The organism is Oxynema aestuarii AP17 (assembly GCF_012295525.1).
Lineage (GTDB): Bacteria > Cyanobacteriota > Cyanobacteriia > Cyanobacteriales > Laspinemataceae > Oxynema > Oxynema aestuarii.
Map to the genome: position 1 here is coordinate 791,009 of NZ_CP051167.1, position 25,542 is coordinate 816,550.

The following is a 25,542-nucleotide window of genomic DNA, read 5'->3' on the forward strand; positions in this document are numbered from 1 at the left end:
AAAATGAAGGGGATTTTTGAAATAGAATCCATGTCTTGTTTATATCTGACTATATTTTGGTTAACTATGAGTCTCAACATTCGTTTTGGGGTTGTCAGCGATCCCCATGTCGCGCTAGAGCATACGGTCTGGGATGCTCCCAATCGGTTTCATCTGTCGGAGATTAGTATCCCGGCTCTCGAACGAGTTTTTGAGCATTTTCTCGAACTCGAACTCGATTTTCTGTTATTACCAGGAGACTTAACCCAACATGGGGAACCGGAAAACCATCGATGGTTGGCCGATCGCCTCGCACGCTTGCCTTTTCCCGCTTACGTCATTCCCGGGAACCACGACGTTCCCGTAGAGAATGCCGATCGCCAATCGATCGCCTGGGCCGACTTTCCCAGTTACTATCGCCAACAGGGATACGATTCGAGCGATCGCCTCTACTACACCCGCGAATTAGCGCCGGGACTGCGCGCGATCGCCCTCAATTCCAATCAATTTAATTCCCACGGGCAACAAGTCGGACGCCTCGACGACGAACAACTCCACTGGTTGCAAGGGGTGCTCGATCGCCTCGACGGCGAGCTGGTCTTCGTACTCATCCACCACAACGTTATCGAACATTTGCCCAACCAGTCCAAACATCCCATGGGACGGCGCTACATGTTAGAAAATGCCCCCGTTCTCTTGGAAATGTTACGGGCGGCGGGGGTGCAAGTGGTGTTCACGGGTCACCTTCACGTGCAAGATCTTGCCTATAGCGATCGCATTTACGACATCACCACCGGATCCTTAGTCAGCTATCCCCATCCCTATCGGACGATCGAACTGACCCAGGACGATCGCGGTTCGTGTTCGCTCAAAATCGAGTCCCATCGGGTCGAGACCTTGCCAGACTGGCCGAATTTGAGTCAGGTCGGTCGCGAATGGATGGGCGATCGTTCCCGACCGTTTATGATTCGTTTATTAACAGAACCGCCGTTAAACTTACCCGCTCACGAAGCCGAACGACTTGCCCCCCATTTGCGCTATTTTTGGGCGGATATCGCGCGGGGTGATGCAGTGGTGGACTTCCCCGACTTTCCCCCGGCAGTGCGTCGTTTTTTCCAAAAATTTAGTGCGAACAACGCTCATGTTCCCGGCGTCGAATCTCATCGGTCTTTAGGGGCGATCGACAATCATGCAACTCTACTGCTCGATCGCCAACCCCGCCGTTTGCACTTAAGAGATTTGAGATTTTAGATTTTTTAGATTTTAGATTGGGGAATCGGGAGTCAGGGAGAGGGAACTTCTGCCTCGTACCTACTCCCCACTCCCTGATTCCCTTGGAAATTCCAGACTATCGCGCCGTGGCGATCGCCTCACTCAAATCGTCGAGCATCGGATTCATCGCTTCGAGTAACAACGTCATCGACTCGATATCTTGCAACATTTGACCGACGGCGGCGGCGCGATCGGGATCGGTCTTCCCGGGAATCGCATTCACCTGTTCGACCAAGGCACTTAAAGACTGTTGCAAACTCTCGACCGAAGCCATCGTTGGATTCAAGCGGCTGGTATTGATGCCCGTTTCGCGAGTAAACAAGCCTTCAAAATTGCCCGACATCATGTCCAGGTCGGAACGGACCGCAGCAACGGCATTTTCAAAAGCTTCTAACTGTACCGGACTCCAATTCGCTTCCGATCCGGTCAGCATGTCCGCTTGAGCTTCCAAGGACGTGGCGATCGCCCCCGGTTCCAAGTTCACCGTTTCATCCGGCGTCACCACCGCAATTTCAAACGGTCCGGGATCCGTCGTCGCCGTTTCAGCTTCCGGCAAGCTTTCAATCTTTTCGATCGCCGCCATGCTGAAATCCGCTTTTTCCGTATTAAACGCCACTTGTAACGGGAAGGCCATCGGATCTGCCGGATCCGCAAGCGGATCGATGCCCGTAATCGTAAACTCTTTTACCCCACCGCCGGGAAAATCGCTAAAGTCTACACTTTCTCCCGGGCCGAATTCGCCCAAGACGCGACCGCCGGAAGACACGGTAAATTTACCGTCAAACCCGGTGGGGAAGTCCATAATCTCGGTAAACAAAGAATCCGATTCCATTTCGTAGTGGAACCCTTCGGAAGTCGGCGGATCGACCCAGACGCCACTGACGACGCCGACAAATCGGAAGCTCCCCGGTCGGCTGGAAGCAGGCATCACGGGGAAATCTTGGGTCGAACCCATCGCCACCCCCGCTAAAGCAATAATCACCCGCCGTCCGTTGAAGGACATGATAACCCGGGCGCTGTTGCCCATACTCACCACCTGCAAGCGCGAGAAGCTAAGTTGACTCAAGAAACTGTCGAGCAACAGATTGGTAAAAGCGGGATTGTTGGTCGAAATATTGTTGCGATTCGACGGTACCATCAGCACCATCGGCGAGAACAACGGTTGGACGTCGATTGGAACGGTGGTGGTTTGAGCGGTCGGTAACGACACTCCCGTAATGTCGGATTGATTGGTCGCCACTGGCTCCCTTGTTTCGGGAGTCTCCACCGTTTCGGGAGTTTCGGCAACCTCCACCGGGGTTTCTACAGGTTCGGTTTCGACGGTCTCGACGGCGGGGGGTTGTTCCGGCGTGATGGTTTCAGTGACGGTGGTAGTCGTCGTCGTGGTCGTCGTCGTGCTGCTTTCTAGCACTTGCAATCCGGCATTTAAGGGGTCGATAAACCCGGCAGTGGTCAGGCGGATGACGAGTCGGCGCACGATGATAATACCGCCGCCTCCGGTGATGTCGGATTGGTTGGTTCCCGGGCCGACAATCGGTCCGGTGACGTCGGACTGGTTGGTGATAAAGCGTCCGCTTTCGATAATCCGAATTAAACCGGGGGGCAGTTCGTCCCGTTGCAAACCGGGGGGCAGTTCGTCCCGTTGCAGACCGGGGGGCAGTCCGGGAATCGGTCCGGTGGAGTCGGATTGGTTTTGGGCTACGCTTGGGTTCGCTACGGCGAGACTGACACCCAAGGACAGACCGAGGGGAATCCCGACACACAAGCCTTTTTTAAGTAGTTCGTAAACTAATTTCACTTTAGAGATCCTCACGCTAGGGTTTAAAACAGCGATAATCCGTAACCGACGCCGATGGTAAAGCGGGTTCCATCCCCCGCCGTTCCGGTGACGTCGCTCAAGGTCGGGGTAATCACGACGGGGAAGTCGCGAAAGGGGGCGATCGAGGCGCCGAGGTTCAAATCTTGTCCGGTCCATTCGACGAAGGTACTCGCCGCCGGGAGAATTTGAAGGGCGACGCTGCCAAAGACGCCGATACTGCCTTCGTCGTCTTGAACTTGGTCTTCGGTGCGAAATCTGCCGTTACCGAAGCCGAGGGAGACGGATAGGCGACTGAAGGGGTCTTGGCTGCTTTCTTTGAGCCGAAAACGTTTGCTTCCGACGGCGTAGGTGCTGGTGTCGGCGTCGGAAAATCCCCAGATCAGGGCGTTTTCGATGCCGACGGCGACGGCAAAATCTTGGGGGAGGGCTTTGTGGAGTTTGAAGTTAAACGAGCCGCGATCGCCCCAATCGGACAGGTCGAGTAAGGTGACGCCGACATCGAAACCGACGGCAGTTTGGGGGTTGCCGAGACTGAAAACGAGTCCGGCGGTGCCGTCGTTTTTATCGGTGTAGCGGGTTCGTTCTTGATAGCTAAAACCGACGCCGACACTTCCCAAGCTGCCTCCGTAAGCGGTGGGGGTGTTGGAGCTGGTGCCGGGGGCGCCGAGATAGATTTGTTGTAAAGGGTTACTTTGTAAAACTTGCAGCCGTTGTTGCAGTTGGCTGGTTCTTTGTTCGATTTGTTGGGCGGTGGGCGGATTTTCGGGAGTTGCTTCTTGAGTCTGGGCTTCTAAATTCTCCGGATTGGCGCGATCGCCGCCCGAAAACTCTGGTGAGAGACCGAAAGCGGTCTGTTCGGCTACGATCGCTCCTTCAAGCTGGCACGCCTGACAGGTTTCGGCGATGTTGTCATTCTCGACGGGGCTGAGTTCTCCGGCGAACACCGATGAAGTGAACCCGAACGGCCCCAATGACAGGACGAGGGAGGCAATGGCGATCGGCGAGAGGTGTTGCTTCATAACAGTATGGCTCGGGAGATGATGGGGTCTACAAGGCTTGTTCTCGTTGAAGACAGGACAAGAGAAGAGGAAGGTCTATCCGCTTTTGTGTCGTCTTTTGAACCCGATCGCCCGGTTGCTGGGGCAACGGCAAGGTCAAAAACAACCCTCAATCGCGATCGCGTCGCCGAAATGTCAGGAAGCGAATTTGAAAAAGAAAGCCGAGATTGCGGGCGTTGGGTTCGGTTGCTCGAAAATTTATGGCAATTTTGCCAACAAGATTCACGCTTAAATCATACCCAGATTGCTAGGAGCTGTAACCCTCGCGATCGCCGATTTAATAAATCTTTAGTCAATGTTTGATTACGAAACAATTTTAATTTTTGAATCTCTTTGTAGACAAAAAATATCCCCGAGTGAAACCGTTGTCATCTTCCAGCGCAGGACTATTCGCATCGAGTAAGGGATTACCGAAAAGAGTGCTGAGGCGATCGCAGTCGGGGGAGTGCAACTTATCCGATCCAGAAATAAGTTGGAGCCGCATTGGAGATCGAAAAACAATAAAAAATCTGCAAGTTCTTCGCAGATTTGAATTCAATCGATTGGTACCCAAGCCAATCCAAAAAACTCCGAAAAATGAAACACTTTTCGGATATAACTCCCTTTTGGGATAGCGGCGATCGCCCGAACTTGTTGAATAGCCAGGTGTGATTTGCCCTCTAGGGTTGACGGCATATACCAAAAACGGACGTATAGCCGTGCAGGAAGGTTCCATCCCCCACCGGGCCAATTTCCCCGTTGCAAAAAAAGCCGCCGAGGGGAATGTCGAAATAACGGGCGAATAACCGCGAATCGAAGTGGGCCTCGCCGTAAAGGCGGGCGCCACGACCGAGACAGGAGAACAGTAAGGCGCCGACATGACGGGGGGAAGAGGATGAAGCGCCGATCTCGCGTTTGTAGCGCTCTAAGAGCATTTCCAGGTCTTCCGCCGAAGTATTGGCATCTCGGAGGTGGAATTGGATCCGTTGTCCGGGACGGATGCGATCGCCGATCGCGATCGCGCCGACACGCGGATCGACCCCGAGCAAATTACGGATTAAAAAGTCGCCCCGTTCGAGTTCGAGCTTGAATTCGTCCCGGGCAACCCCTACAAATAGGGAATGTTGCGCTAATTCGCGATCGCTCGAATCGAGGCTTTGAATCAGTTCGCGCAAGGCGTCGAGAGGGGTGACCGGGGCTGAACGATCCTGCACGTCTTCGAGTTGCAAGATGATATTGCGATCGCATTCTTTCACCCGATACGGCTGACCGATGGCCCGACATCCTTGGGCGACGATCGATTCTAAAACGAGGTTGCCACTCAAGGCGACGCCGACGCTTCCCTCGCGATACATCTGGCGGTTGCAAAATAAGGCGGTGGTATTGCCTCCGGCGCCACTGCTGGCGAGTCCGCCAACTTTAGTGGCGCCGGGATAAGCAAAGTCGAGTCCGGCGAGTAGGTCGTTAATCTTGGCAGAAAACGGATCGGCTAAAATCACGAATTGGGGGCGATTGGCAGCAGAAACGCCGATGCACTCCATCCAGCGATCGGGAGGACTGTCTAAATCGGGTAATGCTTCCCCGTCGAGGTGAAAGCCGTGGACTTGAACCTCCGGTAAGTGCGCCAGGGTCAAACTTAAGGCAGGTTCTTCTTCGAGTTCTTCGGCTTCGTGGGCGGCATTCATGCCGATAATACCGCCTCCCGAGCAACCGATTAAGGTGCCGATTTCGAGTTTTTCGTGCAGTAAGGGCATCAAGCGAGAATATTCGCTCGCAAAGGCTGAGGAGATGAATAACAGCCCTAAATCGGCGGATTCTGACAACTGTTCTCGCGCTTGTTCCACAACTTCGTCAATCGCCGCTTCTAGAGACGCACGTCTGGATAATGTATTGACCCACTTCATTGGCGCTGTCACAGGTTCCACCTTTTGAGATTTTAGATTTTACAGGGGGAGGGTTGGGACTCGGGATCGTGCGCGGTTGGCCCATCGGCGTCAACTCAAATCCTGCCCCAGCTCGTCACTGCGACAGTTCCCTCTCGGCTTTCCCTCGGGGTGCAGATGGCGGCGATCGCCCCTCGTTCGTTTCGTTCAATGGGTGTCGTCGATTGTCGTGTTAACATAAGTTAACAGATAGGGCATTGAAGTGCGCTGTCGCGGCGATCGCCGATCGGCTCGCGTCTGAAATCTTAAAAAATAAAAATAGATACACTCTTAATGCCCTAGTTTCTTGTATCACTGTCAGTGGTTGGGAATCAAGCGTTTAAAGCGCTTGGGAGCAATTCGCTTTCACAGCGTGCTGTTGGTGCCACTGTAGCCGAGTTGTCCCCCCAATGCCTTCAGTTCGGGCAATTGCCCACAACGTTCTCGGCGATCGACTCCATCTAAAAACATTCTCTATACTGGCAAAAGTAGCTGGAATTCAGAAAAGATCATCATGAGCAACACCCAACAAAAAATCGACGAACAAATCGAACAAGAACGCGAGCAAGCCCGTCAAGTTTGCGATACCAGTGGCTCGACCTCTGGTGAATGTGCCGCCGCTTGGGATGCCGTCGAAGAACTCCAAGCCGAAGCCTCTCACCAACGGCAAAAGCCCCAGAAAACCTCTTTTGAAAAATACTGCGATGACAATCCCGACGCGGCGGAGTGTCGGCTTTACGACGACTAAAACGATGGCGCCTTGAGGGGGATTTCCCCGGCGATCGCCGCCATGGAGCAACTGGATCTCGAACTGCGAGGATTCCAGTTGCTTTCGTTTTTGTGTTATCTTGCGCGTCGGGAGGAATACCTCGGCCAAAGCTCAACCCACCACTCGCGCGCGGCTTCGTCCCATCGAACCCTCGCGAGGATAACTCGCTCCCCACGGCTGCCGAGATTGTTTGCTACATCGGACTATGAATTTATCGTTGTTTGAAAGTCTCGTCTGGACGGATTACCGACTCGCCGTTCTGTTTACTGTCTTCATTCCTTTAATTTTGCTGATTTGGGCGTTCGTCCAGAAAGCCGACGCGATCGTACATTTGCTGACCATTTACTGGCGCGTGTCGAGCTTGTTGGCGATTACAGTCTATTTGATGATCGCCGCTTTACCGATTAGTTTTGTGGCGGCATTCTTCGCCCGTCTTTTAATTCCGATCGCCCTGTGGTTTTGGGTGGATCTCAACGAGGAAATTGACGATCGCGCGGAGTCGCCGTTAAAACTTTCATTTACCTCCTGGCGCTGGCTGATTACGATTTATAACGGGATCGGGACTTTAGTGCAAATTCCCTTTCTGCGTTGCGCCTTGATGAGCAAACAAGATGTTTTACAAGATTCCTACTGTCGGGTTTGGTTGGCACCGCCGTGGGGATATAAGGAGTATTTCCACGCCAATTCGACGCCGGGATTTCTCGGATTTCTCGGAATTGTGGCTTTGCTGTTTTATGTCGGCTGTTTGAGTTACTTTATCTTGGTGCGCCTCAACCGCCAAGGACGTTCGGCGACGGGTCACTAAATGGCTTGGATCTTTGAGAATGGAGATGGCCAGGAGAATTAAATTGATGAGTTCTTCATCTTCTATCGGTACTCGCTTGGAGCAATACACCCTCAAACGACCCCAGGAAGTTTTGATCGTCGAGGCAGAAATTGACGGGGAAGGCGATCGCGTGGCCATTTTTAAAGGATTTTCCAGTTCGCTGATGCGCGCCACGGCGTTCGATCCGGATATCCCCGTCTTACCGGACGGGGCGATCGTCCAACGGATCGATCGCCTCCGAGGGCCGTTCGATCCCGACAATCCGCAATATATCGAACAAAATTTGACCTGGGAACAGATGGCGAAGTTATTGGAGGAATTGGGGGTTTGAGGATTTTAGATTCTAGATTCTAGAGTCCCCATCATTCCGTGCGCTTCTATCACATTTTAAAATTTTTGTCAACACCCACAACCAAAAAGTACGAGAAATCTGGCGATCTCTCGTACTTTTTGTAATGAATGTGGATGAAGAAAGCCCAGTAAAGACTTAAACCATGCCGCCTGCGGCCTGGAAACGGGCGCGGGCGCGCTTTAAGCCTTGCTTAGCTTGGATTTGCTCTTGACGGTTAGCCGTAGCGGCCTTTTCCAAGCGCTGTTGGGCTTCCGTGTAAGCTTGGCGGGCTTGTTCGAGTTCGATCGCCTCACCCGTTTCGGCACTGTTGACCAGGATAGTCAGCTCGTTTTCCTCAACTTCGGCGAAGCCACCCATCAGGGCGATCGAAACCCAATCTTTCTGCTCCCGAACGCGCATCACGCCGATATCGAGAGCCGTCAGCAGGGGAGCGTGACCGCTCAAGATGCCGAGTTGACCCGTGGTACTCGGCAGGATCACTTCCTCAGCTTTCGCATCCCAGACCGTTTTGTCTGGAGAAATCACGCGAACGGTTAATGACATATCTCAGTTTTCCGCTATAGTCGATTTTCGCTCGGGGAAAGAAGAAACGGCGATCGCGCGCCGAATTTCGACGGGGAGAGCCAGGGGGATCCACCCGCCTGACTCTTCCGAGGGCGATCGCGCGTCCAGCACTCTACCCTTGCGACTTCATTTTCTCCGCTTTGGCGATCGCTTCATTAATATCGCCCACCAGATAGAACGCCTGTTCCGGCAGATCGTCAAGTTCGCCAGAGAGAATCATATTGAATCCCTTAATGGTATCTTCCAACTTGACGTACTTACCGGGAGCACCAGTAAACACTTCCGCCACGAAGAACGGCTGAGACAAGAAGCGCTCGATCTTACGGGCGCGCGCCACCGTCAAGCGGTCGTCTTCGGACAATTCATCCAACCCGAGAATCGCGATAATATCTTGCAATTCCTTATAGCGCTGCAAGGTCGCCTGCACCGCACGAGCCGTGGTGTAGTGTTCTTCGCCAACCACACTCGGTTGCAGCATGGTAGACGTAGAATCCAACGGATCCACCGCCGGATAAATCCCTTTCGACGCCAACGCCCGAGACAACACCGTCGTCGCATCCAAGTGAGCGAAAGTCGTCGCCGGAGCGGGGTCAGTCAAGTCGTCAGCCGGGACGTAAACCGCTTGAATCGAAGTAATCGAGCCTTCCGTAGTCGAGGTAATGCGCTCTTGCAGTTCGCCCATTTCCGTCCCCAAGGTCGGCTGGTAACCCACCGCCGAAGGCATCCGACCGAGGAGGGCGGACACTTCCGAACCCGCTTGCACGAAACGGAAAATATTGTCGATAAACAGCAGCACGTCCTGCTTATTGACATCGCGGAAATATTCGGCCATCGTCAGAGCCGAAAGACCCACACGCATCCGAGCGCCGGGGGGCTCGTTCATTTGACCGTACACCAAAGCCACTTTCGATTCGCTGAGATTCTCAGCGTTAATCACTTTGGATTCAATAAATTCGTTGTAAAGGTCGTTCCCTTCGCGGGTACGCTCGCCCACACCGCCGAACACGGACACACCCCCGTGAGCTTTGGCGATGTTATTGATCAACTCTTGGATGATCACGGTTTTGCCCACTCCAGCACCGCCGAACAGTCCGACTTTACCGCCTCGTCGATAGGGAGCGAGCAAGTCGATGACCTTGATCCCAGTTTCTTGGATCGAAGGCTTGGTTTCTAATTGGGTTAAGGTGGGGGCAGAGCGGTGGATGGGTAAAGTGTCGTCCGTGCTGACCGGCCCTTGGTTGTCCACGGGTTCGCCGATGACGTTGAAGATGCGACCGAGGGTTGCCGTGCCGACGGGAACGCTGATCGGTCTACCCGTGTCGATCACTTCGGTGCCGCGCACCAGACCGTCGGTTCCGCTCATCGCAACTGCGCGAACCTGGTTGTCGCCGAGGAGCTGTTGCACTTCACAGGTAACGGAAATTTCGTTGCCCGAAGCATCTTTGCTTTTAATATTTAAAGCGTTGTAGATTTTGGGCATTTGCCCGGCGGGAAATTTCACGTCTACAACCGGGCCGATGATTTGAGTCAGGTAGCCTACGTTAGTTTTTTCTGCGGTGGTGACCATGCTTGCGTCTTTCTTGATTATTCAGCTATATGCAATCCGAGCGGATATCTGACCAGAACATAAAAATTGCCATCTTTAAGGTTATCACCGATAGGGATCGCCGTGAACTTCTCAAATTCTTTAAAGGGGTTAATCCGGAATCGGGCGGTTGCAATCGGCTGATTCCGGCGGGGAAAGAAGCGGCTATTTCAAGTAAATCAATAGATTCAAGCCGGGAATGGTGCGAGAAAGGGTCCATAACAACAAGGTGATGTAAAGGAGACCCAAACTCCACTGATACCAAACCAAGCCGGAGATTAAGCCGGGGAGGTGTTCGTCGCGCACGCGGATGTCGTTAAAGCCGAATTTGAGCAGGTTGTTGAGGCTGAAATCGTAGTAATTGAGCCAGTTCCAGCGACGGTCCCAGAGAATGGGCAGGTGACGATCGCGGAAAAAGCCAAATCGGGGCATCACGGGTAAGCGTCCGATGGTCAGGCGCAGTTGTCGCATTCCGCCGTCTTCGACGAAATAACTGCGATCCATCGGGTCGTGGGCTCGTTGTCGGTAAAGGGTGACGGTGAGGACGGCGGGAACGGGAATCGTCAGAGTGGCGAGACAGATTAAGGTCAGCCAGGGATGGTGTCCGGTGCGGAAGATGGCGAGAATCCCCATTCCGGCGAGGACGGCGAAACTACCTGCCATCCAAGCGGTTTCGAGGCGAGTGGGGATGACGGGTTTGGGGACGTGGGGGCGGTAGCGATCGACGAACCAAAAGAGTAGGCTAAAGTAGGCGATCGCCACGAGTCCGACGCCAAAGGCGAGTCCGAAACTGGTTCCGTAGCGACTCAACAGCAGCAAGACGCTCAAGCCGCACCAGGTGAGAGCCGTTCGCAGCCACGCCCCGAGGGAAAGGGCTTCGGCGGCGATCGCGCGATCGCGCACTTTGATGTAAGTGGCTAGATCGATCGCTTTGAGGGTTAGTAATTCGCTTAAATTGCCGAAAATCCGCTCTTGTCGTTCTCGGTCGATCTCTTCGGCTTGCGATCGCGAAAATCCTATTTCAATGAGTTGGCGGATCGAGGCAGTATTGACATTGACCCCGAGCAGTTTTTGCCGCAAGTTGCGATCGCGCAACGATTGACTCATGTAGTCGATTTGATTGGCGTCGGCAATTTGTTCTTGTTGACGAAAGTTATGGATCAATTGCCGCAATAAAGTTTCGTTGCCTTGCAAGTTGGGAATTGCTAACACTCGGCCAATTTGTCCCGGATCTCCGGTGATTTTTGCTTCTTCGGAATCGAAAGAGAATCCGGCTAAATTAATATAAGCGCCTCGGGCGAAAACGCTATCGCTAAAGGCGAGGCGATCCATAATTCTCGCCCCGCGCAAGTTGACCGATTGGCTAAATCGCGCTTCGCGGAAACTGGCGAGTTTGTTAAAGAAAATATCGGTTAAAAATAAAGATTTTTCAAATTTTCCTCGGTTAAATAAGGCGCGATCGTCCCATTGGGATTGGCTAAAATCCGCATTGCCTCGCCAGTGCGATCGTCCGAAGTCTCCCAGTTGAAAAAAGTGGGCGCGATCGAAGTTGGCGGACTCTTCAAAGTGAACCCCTTGAAAGTTAACGACGCCTTTAAATTGAACGGAATCGAATTTCGCTTTTTCAAAAAAGATACTCCCGCGAAAGCGAGCTTGTTGTTTGAAGACGGTTCCGCCAAAAATTGCCGCTTCGCTGAAACGAGTTTGCGACCAGTCCGCCTCTTCGTCGAATTGCGCCCCCGTGGCTTCGAGGCGATCGAGAAAGAAGGTATTGTTAAATTGAGTCGCCCCTTCAAAATGGGTTCCGACGAGTTTGAGCGGTTGGCGAAAAACGGCAATTTGAGCTTGTTCGAGGGGGGTGCTGACGAGGGAGCGCGAGAGTTGGCTGAGTTGGGACAAACGGCGACGATCGCGCGCTAATTGTTCCCGTTCGCGATCGTCGAACAATCCGGCGAGGGCATTGCCATATAAAGGGGTTCTCAAGCCCAATTCCCGGGCGATCAATGGGCCGCGAATCAAGGAATCGGATAAGTCTAAACCGAGGGGCATTCCGGTTGGATTGAGGGCGGTTTGTAAGCTTTCGTAAAAGCGATCGCGAAATTCGCCGTTTTCCGGTCTCAAGTCGATCGTTAAGTGAGTGAGATCTATTGTGCAAGATCCGTCTCTGGTAACGGGGGAGGCGATCGCCGCTTGCAAGCGCTCTACGGTCAGGAGGGTGCGATCGCCCGTACTGCCTCCATTGCCGAGGGTTGACGCCTCAACCCGGGCGACAAACAGGCAGCAAAACAGGGCGATCGCCAGACAGGCGATCGAGATTATTTTTATACTTCTACGCCCAAACACGATCCTTTGTTCCGTTCCCCGACGCGAGCCGACCGTGGCGAATCGCCGCATTTAGCCCATCGTCAGGGCAATTTTGCCCGTCATCGAACCCGTTTCTAAAAGGCGATGGGCGGCGGCAGCTTCTTCTAGGGGGAAAGTGTGCGAAAGCTGGATTTGCAAGCGGTTTTCGTCAAATAAACGGGCGCATTGGCTCAAAATCTTCGCCTGATCCCGTTGGGCGTCGAGCAGTCCTTCCATCATCGGCGTCAACATCAGTTCGAGGCTGATGCGTAAATTCCGCAATCTCGCGGTTTTCAAGCTGCCGAATTCCGGTTTCGGTTCGAGAATCGTGACTAAATCCCCGTAAACTTTAACGGCGGGGGCGGTTTTAAAAAAGGTGTCGTCGCCGACGGTATCGAAAGCGACGTCTACCCCTTCGCCACCGGTCCATTCCATCACCGCCTCGACAAAATCGCGTTCTTTATACAAAATTGGCACGGTGGCGCCGAGTTGGCGGACGAATTCGGCTTTTTCCGGAGAACCGACCGTGGTCGCGACTTCGGCCCCTTGCAGGCGCGCTAATTGGATGGCGACGTGGCCGACGCCCCCGGCCCCGGCGTGGATTAAAACGCGCTGTCCCGCTTGCAGTTGGGCGCGATCGTACAACGACTCCCAGGCCGTAATCAAGACCAAGGGGGCGGCGGCGGCTTCGGCGAAGGACAGGGAGGCGGGTTTTTTGGCGAGGGACCATTCCTCCACCACCGCATATTCGGCATAATTGCCCCGAGGACCGCCCAAACCACCTTTGCAGAAATAAACCTCGTCGCCGGGTTTGAACTGCTGCACGCCACTGCCGACGGCTTCGACGACTCCGGCGCCGTCGCAACCGAGGATGGCGGGGCTGCGGTCCGGGTAGAAGTTGCCCCGGGAACGGAGTTTGGTATCGATGGGGTTGACTCCAGCCGCGTGCAAGCGCACGAGGACGTCGGCGTTGTTCTCGACTTTGGGCATGGGGACGTCTCGGACTTCGAGGACGTCTGGGGTTCCGGCAGCGCTCATGACGACTGCTTTCATGTTGTAGCCTCTAATTCAACCGCTTTTTAACAGCTCATGCTACAGGAAAGGCGATCGCGATCGCGCCGACTTGCAGTGAAAAGGTACATTCTGCTCAAACAGCTCAACCGCCCCACAAGAGTTCGTTGCGGCTGGCATCGCCTATATTCAGGGATTTGAGGCGATCGCGGCGGGCGCGGTTGAGGGCGGAGGGAGGCAGTAAGGAAGTTTGCCAATCTTGCAGTAATTGATTGAGCAAGCGGTCTTGTTCTTCGCGGAAGGTCAGCACGTAGTCGCCGCCGCCATTGATGACGGCGAACCAGACTTGTCCTTTATCTTTCGTCGGCAAGACTCCGGCGAGGGCGCTGACGTCCCACAAGGTGCCTGTTTTGACGATCGCCCCCTGGGGAATGTTGCGGTAGTCCATCGTGCCGCCATCGCGTCCGGCGACGGGGAATACGTCGCTCAAATTGAGGGAGTGGGGTTGGATATAGCGATCGATCGCCATAAATAGGGCGACGGCAGCCCGGGGGGAAATTTGGTTCTCCTGTCCCAAGCCGGAACCGTTAATCAGTTGGATTTCGGCGAGGGGAACTCCGGCGGCGCGGGCGGCCAAAGTTCTCACTTTTTGGGCGCCGCCGAGGGCATCGGCGAGCATTTGTGCCATCTGGTTGTTACTGTAGATGTTCATTTGTTTCAACAGTGCGACCAGGGGCAGGGATTGGTGACGGATCGCCAATTTGGCGGTTTTAACCGGATCGCTTTGGAGGCGGACGGTTCCGGAGATCGCCACTTGGGGTTTGGGAGTTCCCGGGGCCATCTTCCAGTAATATTCCTCGATTTCGCGAGACCACTGGCTCGAATCGAGAGCCTGTTTCAACTGTCGGCCACTGCTGGCGCGATCGCCATCGAAATTCATCACGAAAGAGCCGGAAATGATTAAATTGCCCGTAACCCGACGAATGCCGAGTTGATTGAGGGCATTACCGAGGGCGATCGCCTCTTCCCACACGAAAAAGGGGTCGTTGCTGCCTTCGACGATCAAATCCCCTTGTAAAACGCCATTGGCGATCGATCCGGCAGTCTTGATGCGGGTTTCAAATTGATGGTCTATTCCCCACACAAGTAAGGAGGCTAAAGAGGTCGCCACTTTGGTAATCGAGGCGGCGGGACGGGGAATGGTGCCTTGATTGTCGGCGAGCAGTTGATAGTCGGACTGAATCCAAATGCCTTGGGCATTGGCAGACATCCCTCCGGCTGTCAATCCTTGTAAGTATTGTTGCAAGCGTCGTTCGGCGATCGCGTCCCCCTCCTTCCCGAAGACCAATCCGGGAATTGGCGGACCGACCAACAATTCGATCGCCTCCTGCGCAGAGGGTTCCACCCCCGCCATCTCCAACCACACCGAAACCAAACCCGTCGTCAATAACTCCAACATCGTTTAACTTCTGTCGTTTCTACTCGGCCACATCACCCTGTCTACGTCGAGATCCCGACGCCACCCGTAGAAGGCGCGGGGAATGGCTCAATTATGCCGCTTGGGGGTTGTCTTTGCCGATTTTAGACGGGAAACGAACGGGCGATCGCCGTTTTTCGATCTCGACGGCGATCGGATTTGTCGGGGGATTGATGTTTGCGTCGAACCCTTCTGGTAGAATCTTTAAGGTTTCTATGACTTTGATCGATGGGATCGACTCGCGCACGGATCGCAATAGATGCTATGGGTGGGGATAATGCCCCTGCCGAAATTGTTGCTGGAGCGCTCAAAGCTCGCCAAGAGTTAGGGGTGGAGGTTCTACTCGTCGGCCATGCCGACCAGATAAAAGCCTCCCTCGCGCAACGAAAAGATGTGGATATTTCCCACTTGGACGGTGTGGAAATTGTCTCGGCTGAAGAAGTCATCGAGATGCACGAGGAGCCACTGACCGCCCTCAAACGCAAGCGTAAAGCTTCGATTCGGGTGGCAATGGATCTGGTGAAGGAAAATCGCGCCGAGGCGGTGGTGTCGGCGGGTCATTCCGGTGCGGCGATGGCGGCGGCTTTGCTGCGGTTGGGACGTTTACCCGGAATCGATCGCCCGGCGATCGGCGCCGTGTTTCCGACGATTAACCCGAATAAACGAGTGTTAATCCTCGACGTGGGCGCCAATGTCGATTGTCGTCCCAAGTTTCTCGAACAATTCGCCGTCATGGGAGCGATTTATAGCGAATACGTCCTCGGGGTCGCTCAGCCAAAAATCGGTTTGCTCAATATTGGGGAAGAACCCTCGAAAGGCAACGATTTGGCGGTTCGCACCCATCAAATGCTCGCCGAAAATTCGTTTATTTCGTTTATCGGCAATGCGGAAGGGCGCGATGTCCTTTCGGGGAATTTTGACGTGATCGTTTGCGATGGCTTTGTCGGCAATGTCTTGTTGAAGTTTGCCGAAGCGGTCGGCGAGATCGTCTTGCAAACGCTCAAAGAGGAGTTACTCGGACAGGGATGGCTCGGCAAACTCGGTACCAAGTTGGTCGAACCGAGTTTGCGACGCTTCAAGCAACGGGTGGATCACGTCGAACACGGCGGCGGTTTGTTACTGGGTGTGGCTGGGGTTTGTATCATCAGTCACGGCAGTTCCCAAGCGCAGAGTATTTTTAATGCGATTCGCTTGGCGAAAGAGGCGATCGATTGCGAAGTTTTAGAGAGAATTAAATCGCAATATCCCGAAAGCACTCAGCAATCGCCCGTTTCTCAACCCTCGGCGGAAAGCTGAAGGCGCACGAGGGGCGATCGCGGCCAACTTTGAGGAGTATCGTGGCGGAATCGGAACCCGAGCAAGCGACGGAGACAGCTAATGAAAGAATTAGGGGCAGGCATTGCTATTACTGGGAGCGGTTCGGCAACCCCCAGTGCTTCCCTCGATAATGATACGTTAAGCCAACTGGTGGAGACTTCCGACGAGTGGATCGCCACCCGCACGGGCATTCGCCAACGGCGCCTGGCCAAGGCGGGAGAATCCCTTACAGAGTTGGCTACTCGCGCCGCACGAGGGGCGATCGCCATGTCCGGGATCGAGGTCGAGGATCTCGATTTGATCGTGCTGGCGACTTCGACGGCGGATGACTTGTTCGGCAGTGCCAGCGCCATCCAAGCGCAACTCGGGGCGCGGCGGGCCGTGGCGTTCGACTTGACGGCGGCCTGTTCTGGCTTTGTCTTCGGTTTGGCGACGGTGGCACAGTTCGTGCGCACCGGGGTCTATCGCAACGTGTTGTTAATCGGCGCCGATATCCTCTCCCGTTGGGTGGATTGGAACGATCGCCGCACCTGCGTCCTGTTCGGCGACGGCGCCGGGGCGGTGGTCGTGCAGGCTTCGACCACGGGCGATCGCCTCTTGAGTTTCGAGCTGTGCAGCGACGGCAGTCTCAACAACTGTCTCCAACTGCCCTACCGCACTCAGCCCCAATCCCTCGTCGGCGCGATCGAAGTCGGCCAAGGGGATTACGGCACGATCGCCATGAACGGCAAAGAAGTGTATCGCTTCGCCGTCAAACGAGTCCCGGAAGTCATCGAAAAAGCCCTCTACCGCGCCAACCTCAACATCGACCAAATCGACTGGCTCGTACTCCACCAAGCCAACCAACGCATCCTCGATGCCGTCGCCGATCGCCTCCACTGCCCTCGGGAAAAAGTATTGACAAATTTATCGAAGTATGGTAACACATCCGCCGCTTCCATCCCCTTAGTGTTAGATGAAGCCGTCCGCCACAACCAAATCAAACCGGGCGATCGGATCGCCGCCTCCGGCTTTGGTGCCGGAGTGACTTGGGGCGCGGCCATCTTTGAATGGGGATAACGGCAAACGGGGATAAACTCCCCTCAATTCTTGTTGACAATCGTTTGTGCGAGAATTCCAGAAGAACTAATGACTAAAACCGCATGGATTTTTCCAGGCCAGGGATCCCAGGCCGTCGGCATGGGCGCCGACCTCAGCGAGCATCCCCTCGCCGCCGCTCGCTTTGACACCGCCACCCAGGTTTTGGGGTGGTCCGTCCCCGAGATTTGCCACGGAGACGAAGCCCAACTCGGACGAACCCTCTACACCCAACCCTGTCTTTACGTCGTCGAGAGCATTTTGGCCGAGATCATGCGCGATCGCGGCCACGACGCCCCGGCCCTAGTCGCCGGACATAGCTTGGGCGAATACGTCGCCCTCTACGTTGCCGGAGTCTTCGACTTTAAAACCGGGTTGGAACTGGTCAAACGCCGCGCCGAACTGATGGACGGCGCCGCAGGCGGACAAATGGCCGCCCTGATCGGCTTCGATCGCGACGGACTCGCCGCCGCAATCGAACAAAATCCCGACGTCGTCCTCGCCAACGACAACAGTCGCGCCCAGGTCGTCATTTCCGGCACCCCCGACGCCGTAGAGGCGATCCTGGCCAACGTCAAGGCCAAACGGGCGGTCAAACTCAATGTTTCCGGCGCCTTCCACTCGCCGATGATGGCCGAGGCGGCAGCAGAGTTCCAACAAGTCCTCGATCGAGTTCCCTTTAGGGACGCCGCCATTCCGGTGCTGTCCAATACGGACCCGACCCCCGCCACCGACGCCGCACAGTTGAAAGAACGCCTCGCCCGCCAAATGACCGGATCGGTACGCTGGCGCGAGATCGGCGAGCAACTGCCCGAATGCGGCATCGAAGCGGCGATCGAAGTCGGTCCGGGGAAAGTCCTCAGTGGCTTGCTCAAGCGCAGTGGCTTGAGCTTGCAACAGGTCGGCAGTCTCGCCGATCTCGGTTCGGCGTAGTGGTTTCGAGCCGATGAGTCATAACCGAGAGCCTGTCAAGAGTTTAGTGCTCTACCACCTGTTTAAATGGTCGGTGGTCAGTCCGATGCTGCACGCCTATTTTCGGGGTCGCATTTACGGCGCCGATCGCGTGCCGCAAGAAGGCCCGTTGATCGTGGTCAGCAATCACGCCAGCGACTTCGACCCGCCGATCCTGTCGAACTGTATGCGCCGTCCGGTGGCGTTTATGGCGAAGGAAGAGTTATTTCGCGTTCCGGTGTTGAAAGATGCGATTCGCCTGTACGGGGCCTATCCGGTCAAACGCGGTAAGGGCGATCGCGCGGCCATGCGGGCGGCGCTCTCTTATTTAGAACAAGGATGGGCGACGGGATTGTTCTTGCAAGGGACGCGCACCCCGGACGCCCGGATTACGGCGCCCAAGTTGGGGGCGGCGTTAATCGCAGCGAAAGCGCAAGCCCCGGTGCTTCCGGTCAGTTTGTGGGGAACGCAGGCGATCGTTAAAAAAGGGTCCGCGTTACCGAAACCCGTCCCGGTCACCGTTCGGATCGGCGAAGTGCTCGATCCGCCGAAATCGACGAGTCGTGAAGATTTAGAGACGTTCACGGCGACTTGTGCGGGGATAATTAACGATCTGCACGATTTAGGTCGCTGAGGGGTTCCCGCTTCCCAACTCCCTATCGGCGATCGCCCCCGCCCGACTTTAACTGCCCGAGACTGGCTCCGGTGCGCCCGGTGGTCACCCACAAAATGGCGCGCAACCCGTCGCGGATCGATTTTTCGACGGGTTCGGCTTCGCGACCGGAGGGGACCGCGATCGCCTTGTAAGTGATGCCACGACTGCCGAGGACGATTTCGCCGATGACTTTGGCGCGGAGCATGTGGTCGTCGGAGGTGATCAGGTACACGCTGTCGATCCCTTGGGCTTGGAATTCGCCGACGAGGGTGGTGAAATTGGTGACGGTATCGACGGCTTGATAGTCGAGATGGAGGCGGTGGGGTTCGATTCCGGCGCGATCGAAGACCCATTGAGCGTATTCGGGGTTGCTTCCCGAGGAGACCCAAATATCGAGGTCGGGGTGCGATCGCGCGAAGTTGGCGGCAAATTCTTCCCGTTCGGTATCGCCGCCGAGGACGAGTAAGGCTTTGGGGCGATCGAAGGCGGTGCGATATTGCTTGTAAGCGAAGCCGGATAGTAAAAGGACGAACAAGAAGAGCGAAAGCCACAAACAAGATCGGCGTTTGGCATGGCAACGGCGCGATCGCCGCCGATCGTCCCTTTTCTTACAGACCGCTTTTTGACCGATCTTGACTAGCATTCTTGCAACTGTTCACCGATAACGTAGCCCTCAAAGGGCTTAGGCTGGGTAGGGGCGTTTCGCGAAATGGGTAGGGGCGTTTCGCGAAACGCCCCCACGAAAGGAGAGGCACGAAGCCCCGTCTCTTGAGAGCGGGGTGCTGACCCTTAACAGGGTGCAAATCATTCCGGCGCCGCCCCCGAAGCCTTCCCGCAATGGCTTCCAAGAATGGCGATCGCACTGCGAGGACTCGCCGCCAGAAACCGCCCCACGTCCCGAGCAGACCTGGCTTGAGACGCACATTTCCGGGAAAACACCCAGATGATTATTTTCCTAGAGAGTAACATGGAACGGGACTGGCCGGATTCGAACCGGCGACCTAGCGCTTCAGATTGGTGCGAGTTTCCTCGCTCTCCGGACTATTCCTTCACCGTAGGCGCGATCGCCCGTAGGTGGTGGCCGTTATGTTTGAAGAGGCGTTGTTTGGATTTTGTAGAGCATCGATTCGGGAACGTAAGGAGCGATAAACTCCAAAAACCGTTTCCCTTCGCGCGTTCCCATTCTCAACCCCCAACTGTCCCGTATTTTTTTTAACCCCCACTCGAAACCCCATACCTCTGAAAAATAAGTAATGACTTGCTCATTTTCCACCGGGGATAAGCGGGTATTCAGGACAATTTCGAGGGCTTTAATCTTTCCCTCATGACGTTTGAACGATTTCGAGCCGCGATCGAGAAACCAAATGGCAATTCCCGCCGGGGTCAAACCGTTCAAAAAGGGACGGGCGATCGTCTTGCGTTTGCCCTGATAGAGTCGCTGAACTAAAACTCGCGTCAGGGGGATCGACTTCGGTTCGAGGTACACTAATACTCGTCCTCGTCGCGAGAAACGCTGGCGAACGCCGACACGCTTGCGGGTAATGGCTTCGAGAATCTCTTGTTTGTAGGCGAGATAGCCCTGCTGTCGGTCGCCATGAACGATAAAGAAATTCTCTTTACGGCGTTTGGCATGACCCAACAACATTCCCGTTAAAATGCCCCGTTGCTCTATTTTCGATGAGACATTGTAGTCCATCTGGATGCGGGCGTCTTCAAACCAGTCTCTGCACCTTCTCTACCGGAGTTCGGTAGAGCTTGGCTCAAGATTACCGTATCGGCATCGACCGACTTAGGCTTCCTTGAGTTTGACCACATTCACTCGTAGAGTTTCCCCTACGGTGCCCGAGTTTTCAGGAGGCGCTTGCTCTATCCTACTGAGCCACAGCCCCATAGGCTAAAACAATCATAGCAGAGACTGGCTGGAGGCGGGAGAGGCACGGGCGCCGGGGTGTTCCATAGGGAGCAAGAGCGATCGCCGTCACACGGGAAGGCCGATTCGATCGCGGGTTCGAGGGCGATCGGCTCACCCCCTATCCCCACTTCTATCACGCGATCGCCCCCACGAAAGTCACGGCAAGATTTAGTTCGGGAATCGATAGTGGAACTATAGAGATTGAAACGCAAACGGGATCGGACTATGGCTCTTATTCGCGACGTCGTACAACAAGCTTTAATCAGTGGCTATCTCAGTATAGAAGCCGAAAACCAATTGCGACATCTGCTGGCCAGTCACTACGATCTCGAAGATCTCAACGCCTTCATGACCTTGCAACATGCGGCGATGTCCGGTCGGGTCACCCAACAATCGAGATTGCTACACAAGCAGGCTCGTTTGAGCGAACCGATCGCCCAAGCCTCGTGACATCCTCCCGACGCTGAATCAAAGATTACAGCGCGGGCTTCCCCACCTCACGATTGGGTATTCGGGCCCCACGCCACTTATCTAGGTCATCGACCCCCGACAGACCGACTTGACAGGCGGTTTCCTTTCGCCAGAGTCCCTGGCTACTGACTTGTTCGAGTCCACGATGCAAAACCATCTCTGCTGCAGCATGGTCACGATGAGTCCGATACCCACACTCAGGACAATGATGCTCTCTGACTTCCAACCCTTTGCTCACCGTAGCAAAGCAGTTGGGACAGGTTTGACTGGTGCCGTTGGGATTGACTTTAGCAAAGTAGACTCCTCGCTTCCAGCACACCCATTCCGTCAGAGACAAGAACTGCCCGAAGGCAGCATCAACACAATCTGTTCGCAACATCCCTCGCGTCAAGCCTTTGACGTTGAGGTCTTCTGCAAAGATGGTTTGCGCTTGGTCGCAAAGCTGATGAGCCGTCTTCAGATGGAAATCTTTACGACGATTGGCAATGCGATGATGCATTCTAGCCACTTTGATTTGCGCCTTTTCCCAGTTTTGAGAACCCTTCTGTTTTCGTGCTGCTCTGCGTTGCAGCAATTTCAGCTTGCGTTGCATCGACTTGAAAAACTTAGGGCGCTCTTGGAAAGAGCGATCGGAAGCAGTCAAGAATCGCTCCAATCCTAGGTCAATCCCAATCGCCCGACCGCGAACCGGGGCATCGGGAACTGATATATCCGATTCTATGGTGACGACAACATACCATTGCGTCCCCCGTACCTTGGACAGCACCCTTAGCTGTATCCCCCCAACCCCCCTTTGAAAGGGGGGCGAAGGGACGATGCAGGTTGATGGGTACTTCCCCAATTTTTGGCAATTTGATTGTGAAGCCATTGATGGGATTGCCCTTGAATTGGGGAAACACAAAGGATTTGAATTGACCGAACTTTTTGAAACGCGGAAATCCATATCCCCGTTTCTGAAATACTTCCCAGGTATCGTGCAGTCTGCGAATTGTGGTCTGCAACACCTGAGAATGCACCTTACCCAAGTGTGGGAATTGCTTCTTCGCTTTGGGCAGGTTATTCTGCTGACGATGGTAAGACGGGAATGGCTCATCGGCGGGAATGATGTATTCCTTTTCCAGCGAGCATCGGTCTACCGAACACTTACGAGAAGCAATCCAATCCTTGAGTTCGCGCAACGCGTAGTTATATACGCCTCGGCACGTCTCAAGCCACGACCGCAGTTCAGTCTGCTGTACGACATTTGGATAGATTCGGTAAGTGTAGTTCATGGTCAGCATGGCCGGAGTTTACTACAGGCTATAGCTGCCTGTAAATGCTGGTCTCATTCCCATCGTAGGGCTTGGCCCTTCCCGTAGGGTGGGGATGAGACCAGCTCGGGGAGTTATAAGTCCCCGAACCCCTCAAAAGTTAAACCCCCGCACGATCGACCGAGCAGAAAACACGAACAGCCGATCGCAGATCCCGATCTAGGAGCGAAACATTTTTCGTCCCTACTCCGATCGATCTCTTAATTCAGCCAAGCCCGAACCTCAATCTGGCCACGGATCCCCCACAACGATCCGCCGGGTAAGCTCCAAATTCTCTCGTCCTTACCGAGAAACCCCCGATTTCCCCTAGGGAGATCGGGTCGCTTTGTTTGGGAAAGTTTGCAAATATCATCCAGTCTGCGAGTCTGTTTCGACGGAGGCGAGGGAGACGGGCGATCGCCGCCCCCGTCCCGCGCTATTTTAAGGGGGAGAAATTCACCATTGCTCGTGGTTGAGGATCTCGGTTCGTCTCCTCGCCGTTGACCCTCACGCCAAAAATCTATGGTATTATGCTCGAACTTTTTGTGAATCCTTCGCCCTCGTTCCCTACCTTTGTCAATTTAGCGCCACAGACGCGCCCCAGTCCCGTTGCTGGGGGTCAGGGAACGCCGAGATCGGCTACAACAGTAAAGGTCTCGGACGGACTCCAAGGGACGAGAGAGTGACAAGCCCTTCCCTTGGGGTTTTCAATGAATCCCTGCTGAATGGATCGCTTTGGTTCGCGATCGGCGATCGCTCAAAGCCCACTCGTTTTGAGCCTTCTCTCGACTCCTCACCCCATTGAGGTTTGGCGTGCATCATACTTCACAGAGGACTTGACTTATGGCACAAATTATCGCAACAGCCAACATGAAGGGAGGCGTGGGTAAAACGACGCTCACGGTCAATTTAGCAACTGCATTGGCAAAGGAGCAGGGTAAGCGGGTCTTAGTGGTCGATCTCGACACTCAAATCAGCGCCACTCTCAGTCTGGTCTCGCCTCACGAATTTTCTAAACTTCGCAAAGAAAGACGCACTCTCAAACATTTAATTAACGACTTTATCCAACCGATCTCCCAACACAGCATACCGATTCAGGACGCGATTAAAAAATATGTCGGCAATCAAAAAGGTCTGGATTTACTTCCGGGGGATTTAGAGCTTTACGACGAGTTCACGATCTCGGAATTCTTGCACGAAAAAGCGGTTCGCTTGGCGAAAGAAGATTTTAATTTGGTTTGGAATAAACTCGAAAAGCTTTTAGTCGCCAAGATCCTCGAACCCGTTTCAAGAGATTACGACTTTATCATCCTCGATTGCGCGCCGGGTTACAATTTGCTGACCCGTAGCGCCCTGGTATCGAGCGATTTTTATTTGATTCCCGCCAAACCCGAACCCCTTTCCCTAATTGGGATTCAGCTTTTACAAAGACGGATTAACCAACTGCGAGAAACTTATAAGGACGACGAACCCCTGACCCTGGAATTGATGGGGATCGTGTTTACGATGTCGAGTGGGTTGCTCAACGGTCGCTATTACAAGCAAGTGATGCGTCGGGTTCACGACGATTTCGGGGAAATGAAGATCTTTAAAACCCGAATTCCCAACGATATTAATGTTTCTAAAGCGGTGGATAGTTTTCTACCCGTGATGATGACTAATCCCGGTTGTGCGGGGTCGAAAGCTTTTGCTCAGTTGAGTGAAGAGGTGATGGCTAAACTGAAAGTGGCGATCGATATGAAGCAGCAAAAACGGAAGTTAAATCTGGTCAATCTGGATTGAGGAGTCGGGGCGGGCGATCGCCCCTTACAAGGATCGAATCTGAAGAGATACAAAAGGCGATACAAGTGGCGGGGGAGGCGATCGATCGCCTCCCCCTTTAACCACTCTAAATTTTGCTGTATTTTGTCGCTTTGAGCCCTAATTGTGCGATCCTACCCGTGAAAGCTGACAAATTTTTTGACTTTGGATTTCCTACTGCAAAAGGGAATCAATCTTCGACCAGCCGCGTTTACGGCGATCTCAATTGTACGTTCGACACGATCGCCGATCCGACTCGGACTGAAATAGGATTGAACTCATCCGTAGGTCGGTAGTCAATCGGTTTTTGAAGATTTTATGACTGGCCGATTTGAGGCGTTTCTCCAAAAAATAACCCGATTTCGGCTAAATATCTTCTTCACCTTGAGCGTCAATTTGCTTGAGATGGATGTGCTTTCTGCCTAACGAAATCTCAAATTCATCTCCGGGCTTGAGATTCATCTGTTTGGTATAGGCGGAACCGATGAGGATATTGCCGTTAGACTGAACGCTAACTTTATAGCTGGCACTGCGCCCGCCGCGTCCCGTGGAGGAACCGTCTAGATCGATTTCCTCGGCATCAATGAGGGCGTTGAGAAAGGCCATCATGTTAACGCGCTCGATCCCATTCTTAGTCAAGGTGTAGTAGCCGCAGGCTTTGGCTTTTTCTTCCTTGCTAAGATTGGCCAAGTCTTTAACTTTCTCTAGTAGGTCTTTTCCTGTTAAGGGAACCGGATTTTTCGTCTTAGCCATATGTCAATTTTTTAAGAGACTGCTAATAGTATTTTATCATCAAAGCTGGAATTTCAATCGATATCATTATTGAAAAAAATTTCTCCGACGGTCGGCAGCGATCGCCCTACCTGTCCGAGGGTAGAAGGGCACGGTAGAAGGCGATCGGTTAGCTCCAAATCCTTACGCTATAAAGATTACAGCGAAATCCCAAAGAGATGCTGTCAGTTGGACGATCCGGCTATTTTCCATAGGAAGGGAATCGCGAGGGGCGATCGCCGCTTCCCCAAGTTCGATCGCCCGCTAAAAATAGAACTCAGTAGAGAGAAACCGAGAGGTGGTAACCAAAGGTGCAAGGCGATCGACCTATCCAGTGGCAACG

The 25,542-nt window shown here is 54.0% G+C and carries 26 protein-coding genes; 13 read left to right on the forward strand and 13 right to left on the reverse strand.

What is annotated here, in order from left to right:
* Nucleotides 1-66: 66 nt before the first annotated feature.
* The gene (locus tag HCG48_RS03215) at nt 67-1,230 is read left to right on the forward strand and encodes a metallophosphoesterase family protein (RefSeq protein ID WP_168567867.1); all 1,164 of its coding nucleotides are present in this window, start codon (nt 67-69) and stop codon (nt 1,228-1,230) included.
* Between the two features lie 97 nt (nt 1,231-1,327).
* Here HCG48_RS03215 and HCG48_RS03220 read toward each other — a convergent pair whose 3' ends face one another.
* Nucleotides 1,328-3,049: a hypothetical protein gene (locus HCG48_RS03220; protein ID WP_168567868.1), complete on the reverse strand. Its 1,722-nt coding sequence runs from the start codon at nt 3,047-3,049 to the stop codon at nt 1,328-1,330.
* A 23-nt stretch (nt 3,050-3,072) separates the two neighbouring features.
* Nucleotides 3,073-4,089: a hypothetical protein gene (locus tag HCG48_RS03225; RefSeq protein ID WP_168567869.1), complete on the reverse strand. Its 1,017-nt coding sequence runs from the start codon at nt 4,087-4,089 to the stop codon at nt 3,073-3,075.
* 87 nt (nt 4,090-4,176) lie between these two features.
* Here HCG48_RS03225 and HCG48_RS03230 point away from each other — a divergent pair, with 87 nt between their 5' ends.
* Nucleotides 4,177-4,431 carry a hypothetical protein gene (locus tag HCG48_RS03230; protein WP_168567870.1) on the forward strand — a complete coding sequence of 85 codons (255 nt, stop codon included), beginning with the start codon at nt 4,177-4,179 and terminating at the stop codon, nt 4,429-4,431.
* A 356-nt stretch (nt 4,432-4,787) separates the two neighbouring features.
* Here HCG48_RS03230 and HCG48_RS03235 read toward each other — a convergent pair whose 3' ends face one another.
* Nucleotides 4,788-6,011: an FIST signal transduction protein gene (locus tag HCG48_RS03235; protein WP_168571718.1), complete on the reverse strand. Its 1,224-nt coding sequence runs from the start codon at nt 6,009-6,011 to the stop codon at nt 4,788-4,790.
* Nucleotides 6,012-6,543: 532 nt separating this feature from the next.
* Here HCG48_RS03235 and HCG48_RS03240 point away from each other — a divergent pair.
* The 3 genes from HCG48_RS03240 (at nt 6,544) to HCG48_RS03250 (ending at nt 7,955) form a co-directional block, all read left to right on the forward strand.
* Entirely contained in the window at nt 6,544-6,777 is a 234-nt protein-coding gene (locus tag HCG48_RS03240; RefSeq protein ID WP_168567871.1) for a Calvin cycle protein CP12, read from the forward strand.
* 226 nt (nt 6,778-7,003) lie between these two features.
* Nucleotides 7,004-7,603, forward strand: coding sequence for a DUF3177 family protein (locus tag HCG48_RS03245; RefSeq protein WP_168567872.1), 600 nt, complete (start codon nt 7,004-7,006; stop codon nt 7,601-7,603).
* 46 nt (nt 7,604-7,649) lie between these two features.
* Nucleotides 7,650-7,955: a DUF7734 family protein gene (locus HCG48_RS03250; RefSeq protein ID WP_168567873.1), complete on the forward strand. Its 306-nt coding sequence runs from the start codon at nt 7,650-7,652 to the stop codon at nt 7,953-7,955.
* Between the two features lie 156 nt (nt 7,956-8,111).
* Here HCG48_RS03250 and atpC read toward each other — a convergent pair whose 3' ends face one another.
* From atpC to HCG48_RS03275, 5 genes are all read right to left on the reverse strand, one after another.
* Nucleotides 8,112-8,519 carry an ATP synthase F1 subunit epsilon gene (gene atpC, locus HCG48_RS03255; protein ID WP_168567874.1) on the reverse strand — a complete coding sequence of 136 codons (408 nt, stop codon included), beginning with the start codon at nt 8,517-8,519 and terminating at the stop codon, nt 8,112-8,114.
* Between the two features lie 133 nt (nt 8,520-8,652).
* Nucleotides 8,653-10,107, reverse strand: coding sequence for a F0F1 ATP synthase subunit beta (atpD, locus tag HCG48_RS03260; RefSeq protein ID WP_168567875.1), 1,455 nt, complete (start codon nt 10,105-10,107; stop codon nt 8,653-8,655).
* 183 nt (nt 10,108-10,290) lie between these two features.
* Nucleotides 10,291-12,468 (reverse strand): pentapeptide repeat-containing protein, encoded by a 2,178-nt coding sequence (locus HCG48_RS03265; protein WP_246259875.1) that lies wholly within the window; start codon nt 12,466-12,468, stop codon nt 10,291-10,293.
* Nucleotides 12,469-12,519: 51 nt separating this feature from the next.
* Entirely contained in the window at nt 12,520-13,521 is a 1,002-nt protein-coding gene (locus HCG48_RS03270) for a zinc-dependent alcohol dehydrogenase family protein (RefSeq protein WP_168567876.1), read from the reverse strand.
* A 103-nt stretch (nt 13,522-13,624) separates the two neighbouring features.
* Complete coding sequence (locus HCG48_RS03275) at nt 13,625-14,938, reverse strand: D-alanyl-D-alanine carboxypeptidase (protein ID WP_168567877.1); 1,314 nt, start codon at nt 14,936-14,938, stop codon at nt 13,625-13,627.
* 82 nt (nt 14,939-15,020) lie between these two features.
* Here HCG48_RS03275 and HCG48_RS26380 point away from each other — a divergent pair, with 82 nt between their 5' ends.
* The 5 genes from HCG48_RS26380 (at nt 15,021) to HCG48_RS03295 (ending at nt 18,935) form a co-directional block, all read left to right on the forward strand.
* Entirely contained in the window at nt 15,021-15,155 is a 135-nt protein-coding gene (locus HCG48_RS26380; RefSeq protein ID WP_281362074.1) for a hypothetical protein, read from the forward strand.
* 29 nt (nt 15,156-15,184) lie between these two features.
* Nucleotides 15,185-16,252, forward strand: coding sequence for a phosphate acyltransferase PlsX (gene plsX, locus HCG48_RS03280; protein ID WP_168567878.1), 1,068 nt, complete (start codon nt 15,185-15,187; stop codon nt 16,250-16,252).
* A gap of 81 nt (nt 16,253-16,333) precedes the next feature.
* Nucleotides 16,334-17,332, forward strand: a complete 999-nt coding sequence (locus tag HCG48_RS03285; RefSeq protein ID WP_168567879.1) for a beta-ketoacyl-ACP synthase III — start codon at nt 16,334-16,336, stop codon at nt 17,330-17,332.
* A gap of 69 nt (nt 17,333-17,401) precedes the next feature.
* Nucleotides 17,402-18,283, forward strand: a complete 882-nt coding sequence (fabD, locus tag HCG48_RS03290; RefSeq protein ID WP_168567880.1) for an ACP S-malonyltransferase — start codon at nt 17,402-17,404, stop codon at nt 18,281-18,283.
* Between the two features lie 13 nt (nt 18,284-18,296).
* Nucleotides 18,297-18,935: a lysophospholipid acyltransferase family protein gene (locus HCG48_RS03295; RefSeq protein ID WP_168567881.1), complete on the forward strand. Its 639-nt coding sequence runs from the start codon at nt 18,297-18,299 to the stop codon at nt 18,933-18,935.
* A 22-nt stretch (nt 18,936-18,957) separates the two neighbouring features.
* Here HCG48_RS03295 and HCG48_RS03300 read toward each other — a convergent pair whose 3' ends face one another.
* Entirely contained in the window at nt 18,958-19,599 is a 642-nt protein-coding gene (locus tag HCG48_RS03300; RefSeq protein WP_168567882.1) for a YdcF family protein, read from the reverse strand.
* A 136-nt stretch (nt 19,600-19,735) separates the two neighbouring features.
* Here HCG48_RS03300 and HCG48_RS03305 point away from each other — a divergent pair, with 136 nt between their 5' ends.
* On the forward strand, nt 19,736-19,903 hold the full coding sequence (locus HCG48_RS03305; protein WP_168567883.1) for a hypothetical protein: 168 nt from the start codon (nt 19,736-19,738) through the stop codon (nt 19,901-19,903).
* A gap of 137 nt (nt 19,904-20,040) precedes the next feature.
* On the opposite strand, the gene HCG48_RS03310 is transcribed toward HCG48_RS03305, so the two are convergent.
* Nucleotides 20,041-20,652: a DNA endonuclease gene (locus HCG48_RS03310; RefSeq protein WP_168567884.1), complete on the reverse strand. Its 612-nt coding sequence runs from the start codon at nt 20,650-20,652 to the stop codon at nt 20,041-20,043.
* 441 nt (nt 20,653-21,093) lie between these two features.
* Between HCG48_RS03310 and HCG48_RS03315 the strand changes: the two genes are divergently transcribed.
* Nucleotides 21,094-21,318 (forward strand): hypothetical protein, encoded by a 225-nt coding sequence (locus HCG48_RS03315; RefSeq protein ID WP_168567885.1) that lies wholly within the window; start codon nt 21,094-21,096, stop codon nt 21,316-21,318.
* 25 nt (nt 21,319-21,343) lie between these two features.
* Here HCG48_RS03315 and HCG48_RS25745 read toward each other — a convergent pair whose 3' ends face one another.
* On the reverse strand, nt 21,344-22,105 hold the full coding sequence (locus HCG48_RS25745; RefSeq protein WP_246259877.1) for an RNA-guided endonuclease InsQ/TnpB family protein: 762 nt from the start codon (nt 22,103-22,105) through the stop codon (nt 21,344-21,346).
* Entirely contained in the window at nt 22,002-22,619 is a 618-nt protein-coding gene (locus HCG48_RS25750; protein WP_246259878.1) for an RNA-guided endonuclease InsQ/TnpB family protein, read from the reverse strand. Before HCG48_RS25750 ends, HCG48_RS25745 begins: the two co-directional genes overlap by 104 nt.
* An 852-nt stretch (nt 22,620-23,471) precedes the next feature.
* Here HCG48_RS25750 and HCG48_RS03325 point away from each other — a divergent pair.
* The gene (locus HCG48_RS03325; RefSeq protein ID WP_168567886.1) at nt 23,472-24,410 is read left to right on the forward strand and encodes a ParA family protein; all 939 of its coding nucleotides are present in this window, start codon (nt 23,472-23,474) and stop codon (nt 24,408-24,410) included.
* Between the two features lie 384 nt (nt 24,411-24,794).
* On the opposite strand, the gene HCG48_RS03330 is transcribed toward HCG48_RS03325, so the two are convergent.
* Entirely contained in the window at nt 24,795-25,181 is a 387-nt protein-coding gene (locus HCG48_RS03330) for an AbrB/MazE/SpoVT family DNA-binding domain-containing protein (protein ID WP_168567887.1), read from the reverse strand.
* Nucleotides 25,182-25,542 lie beyond the last annotated feature (361 nt).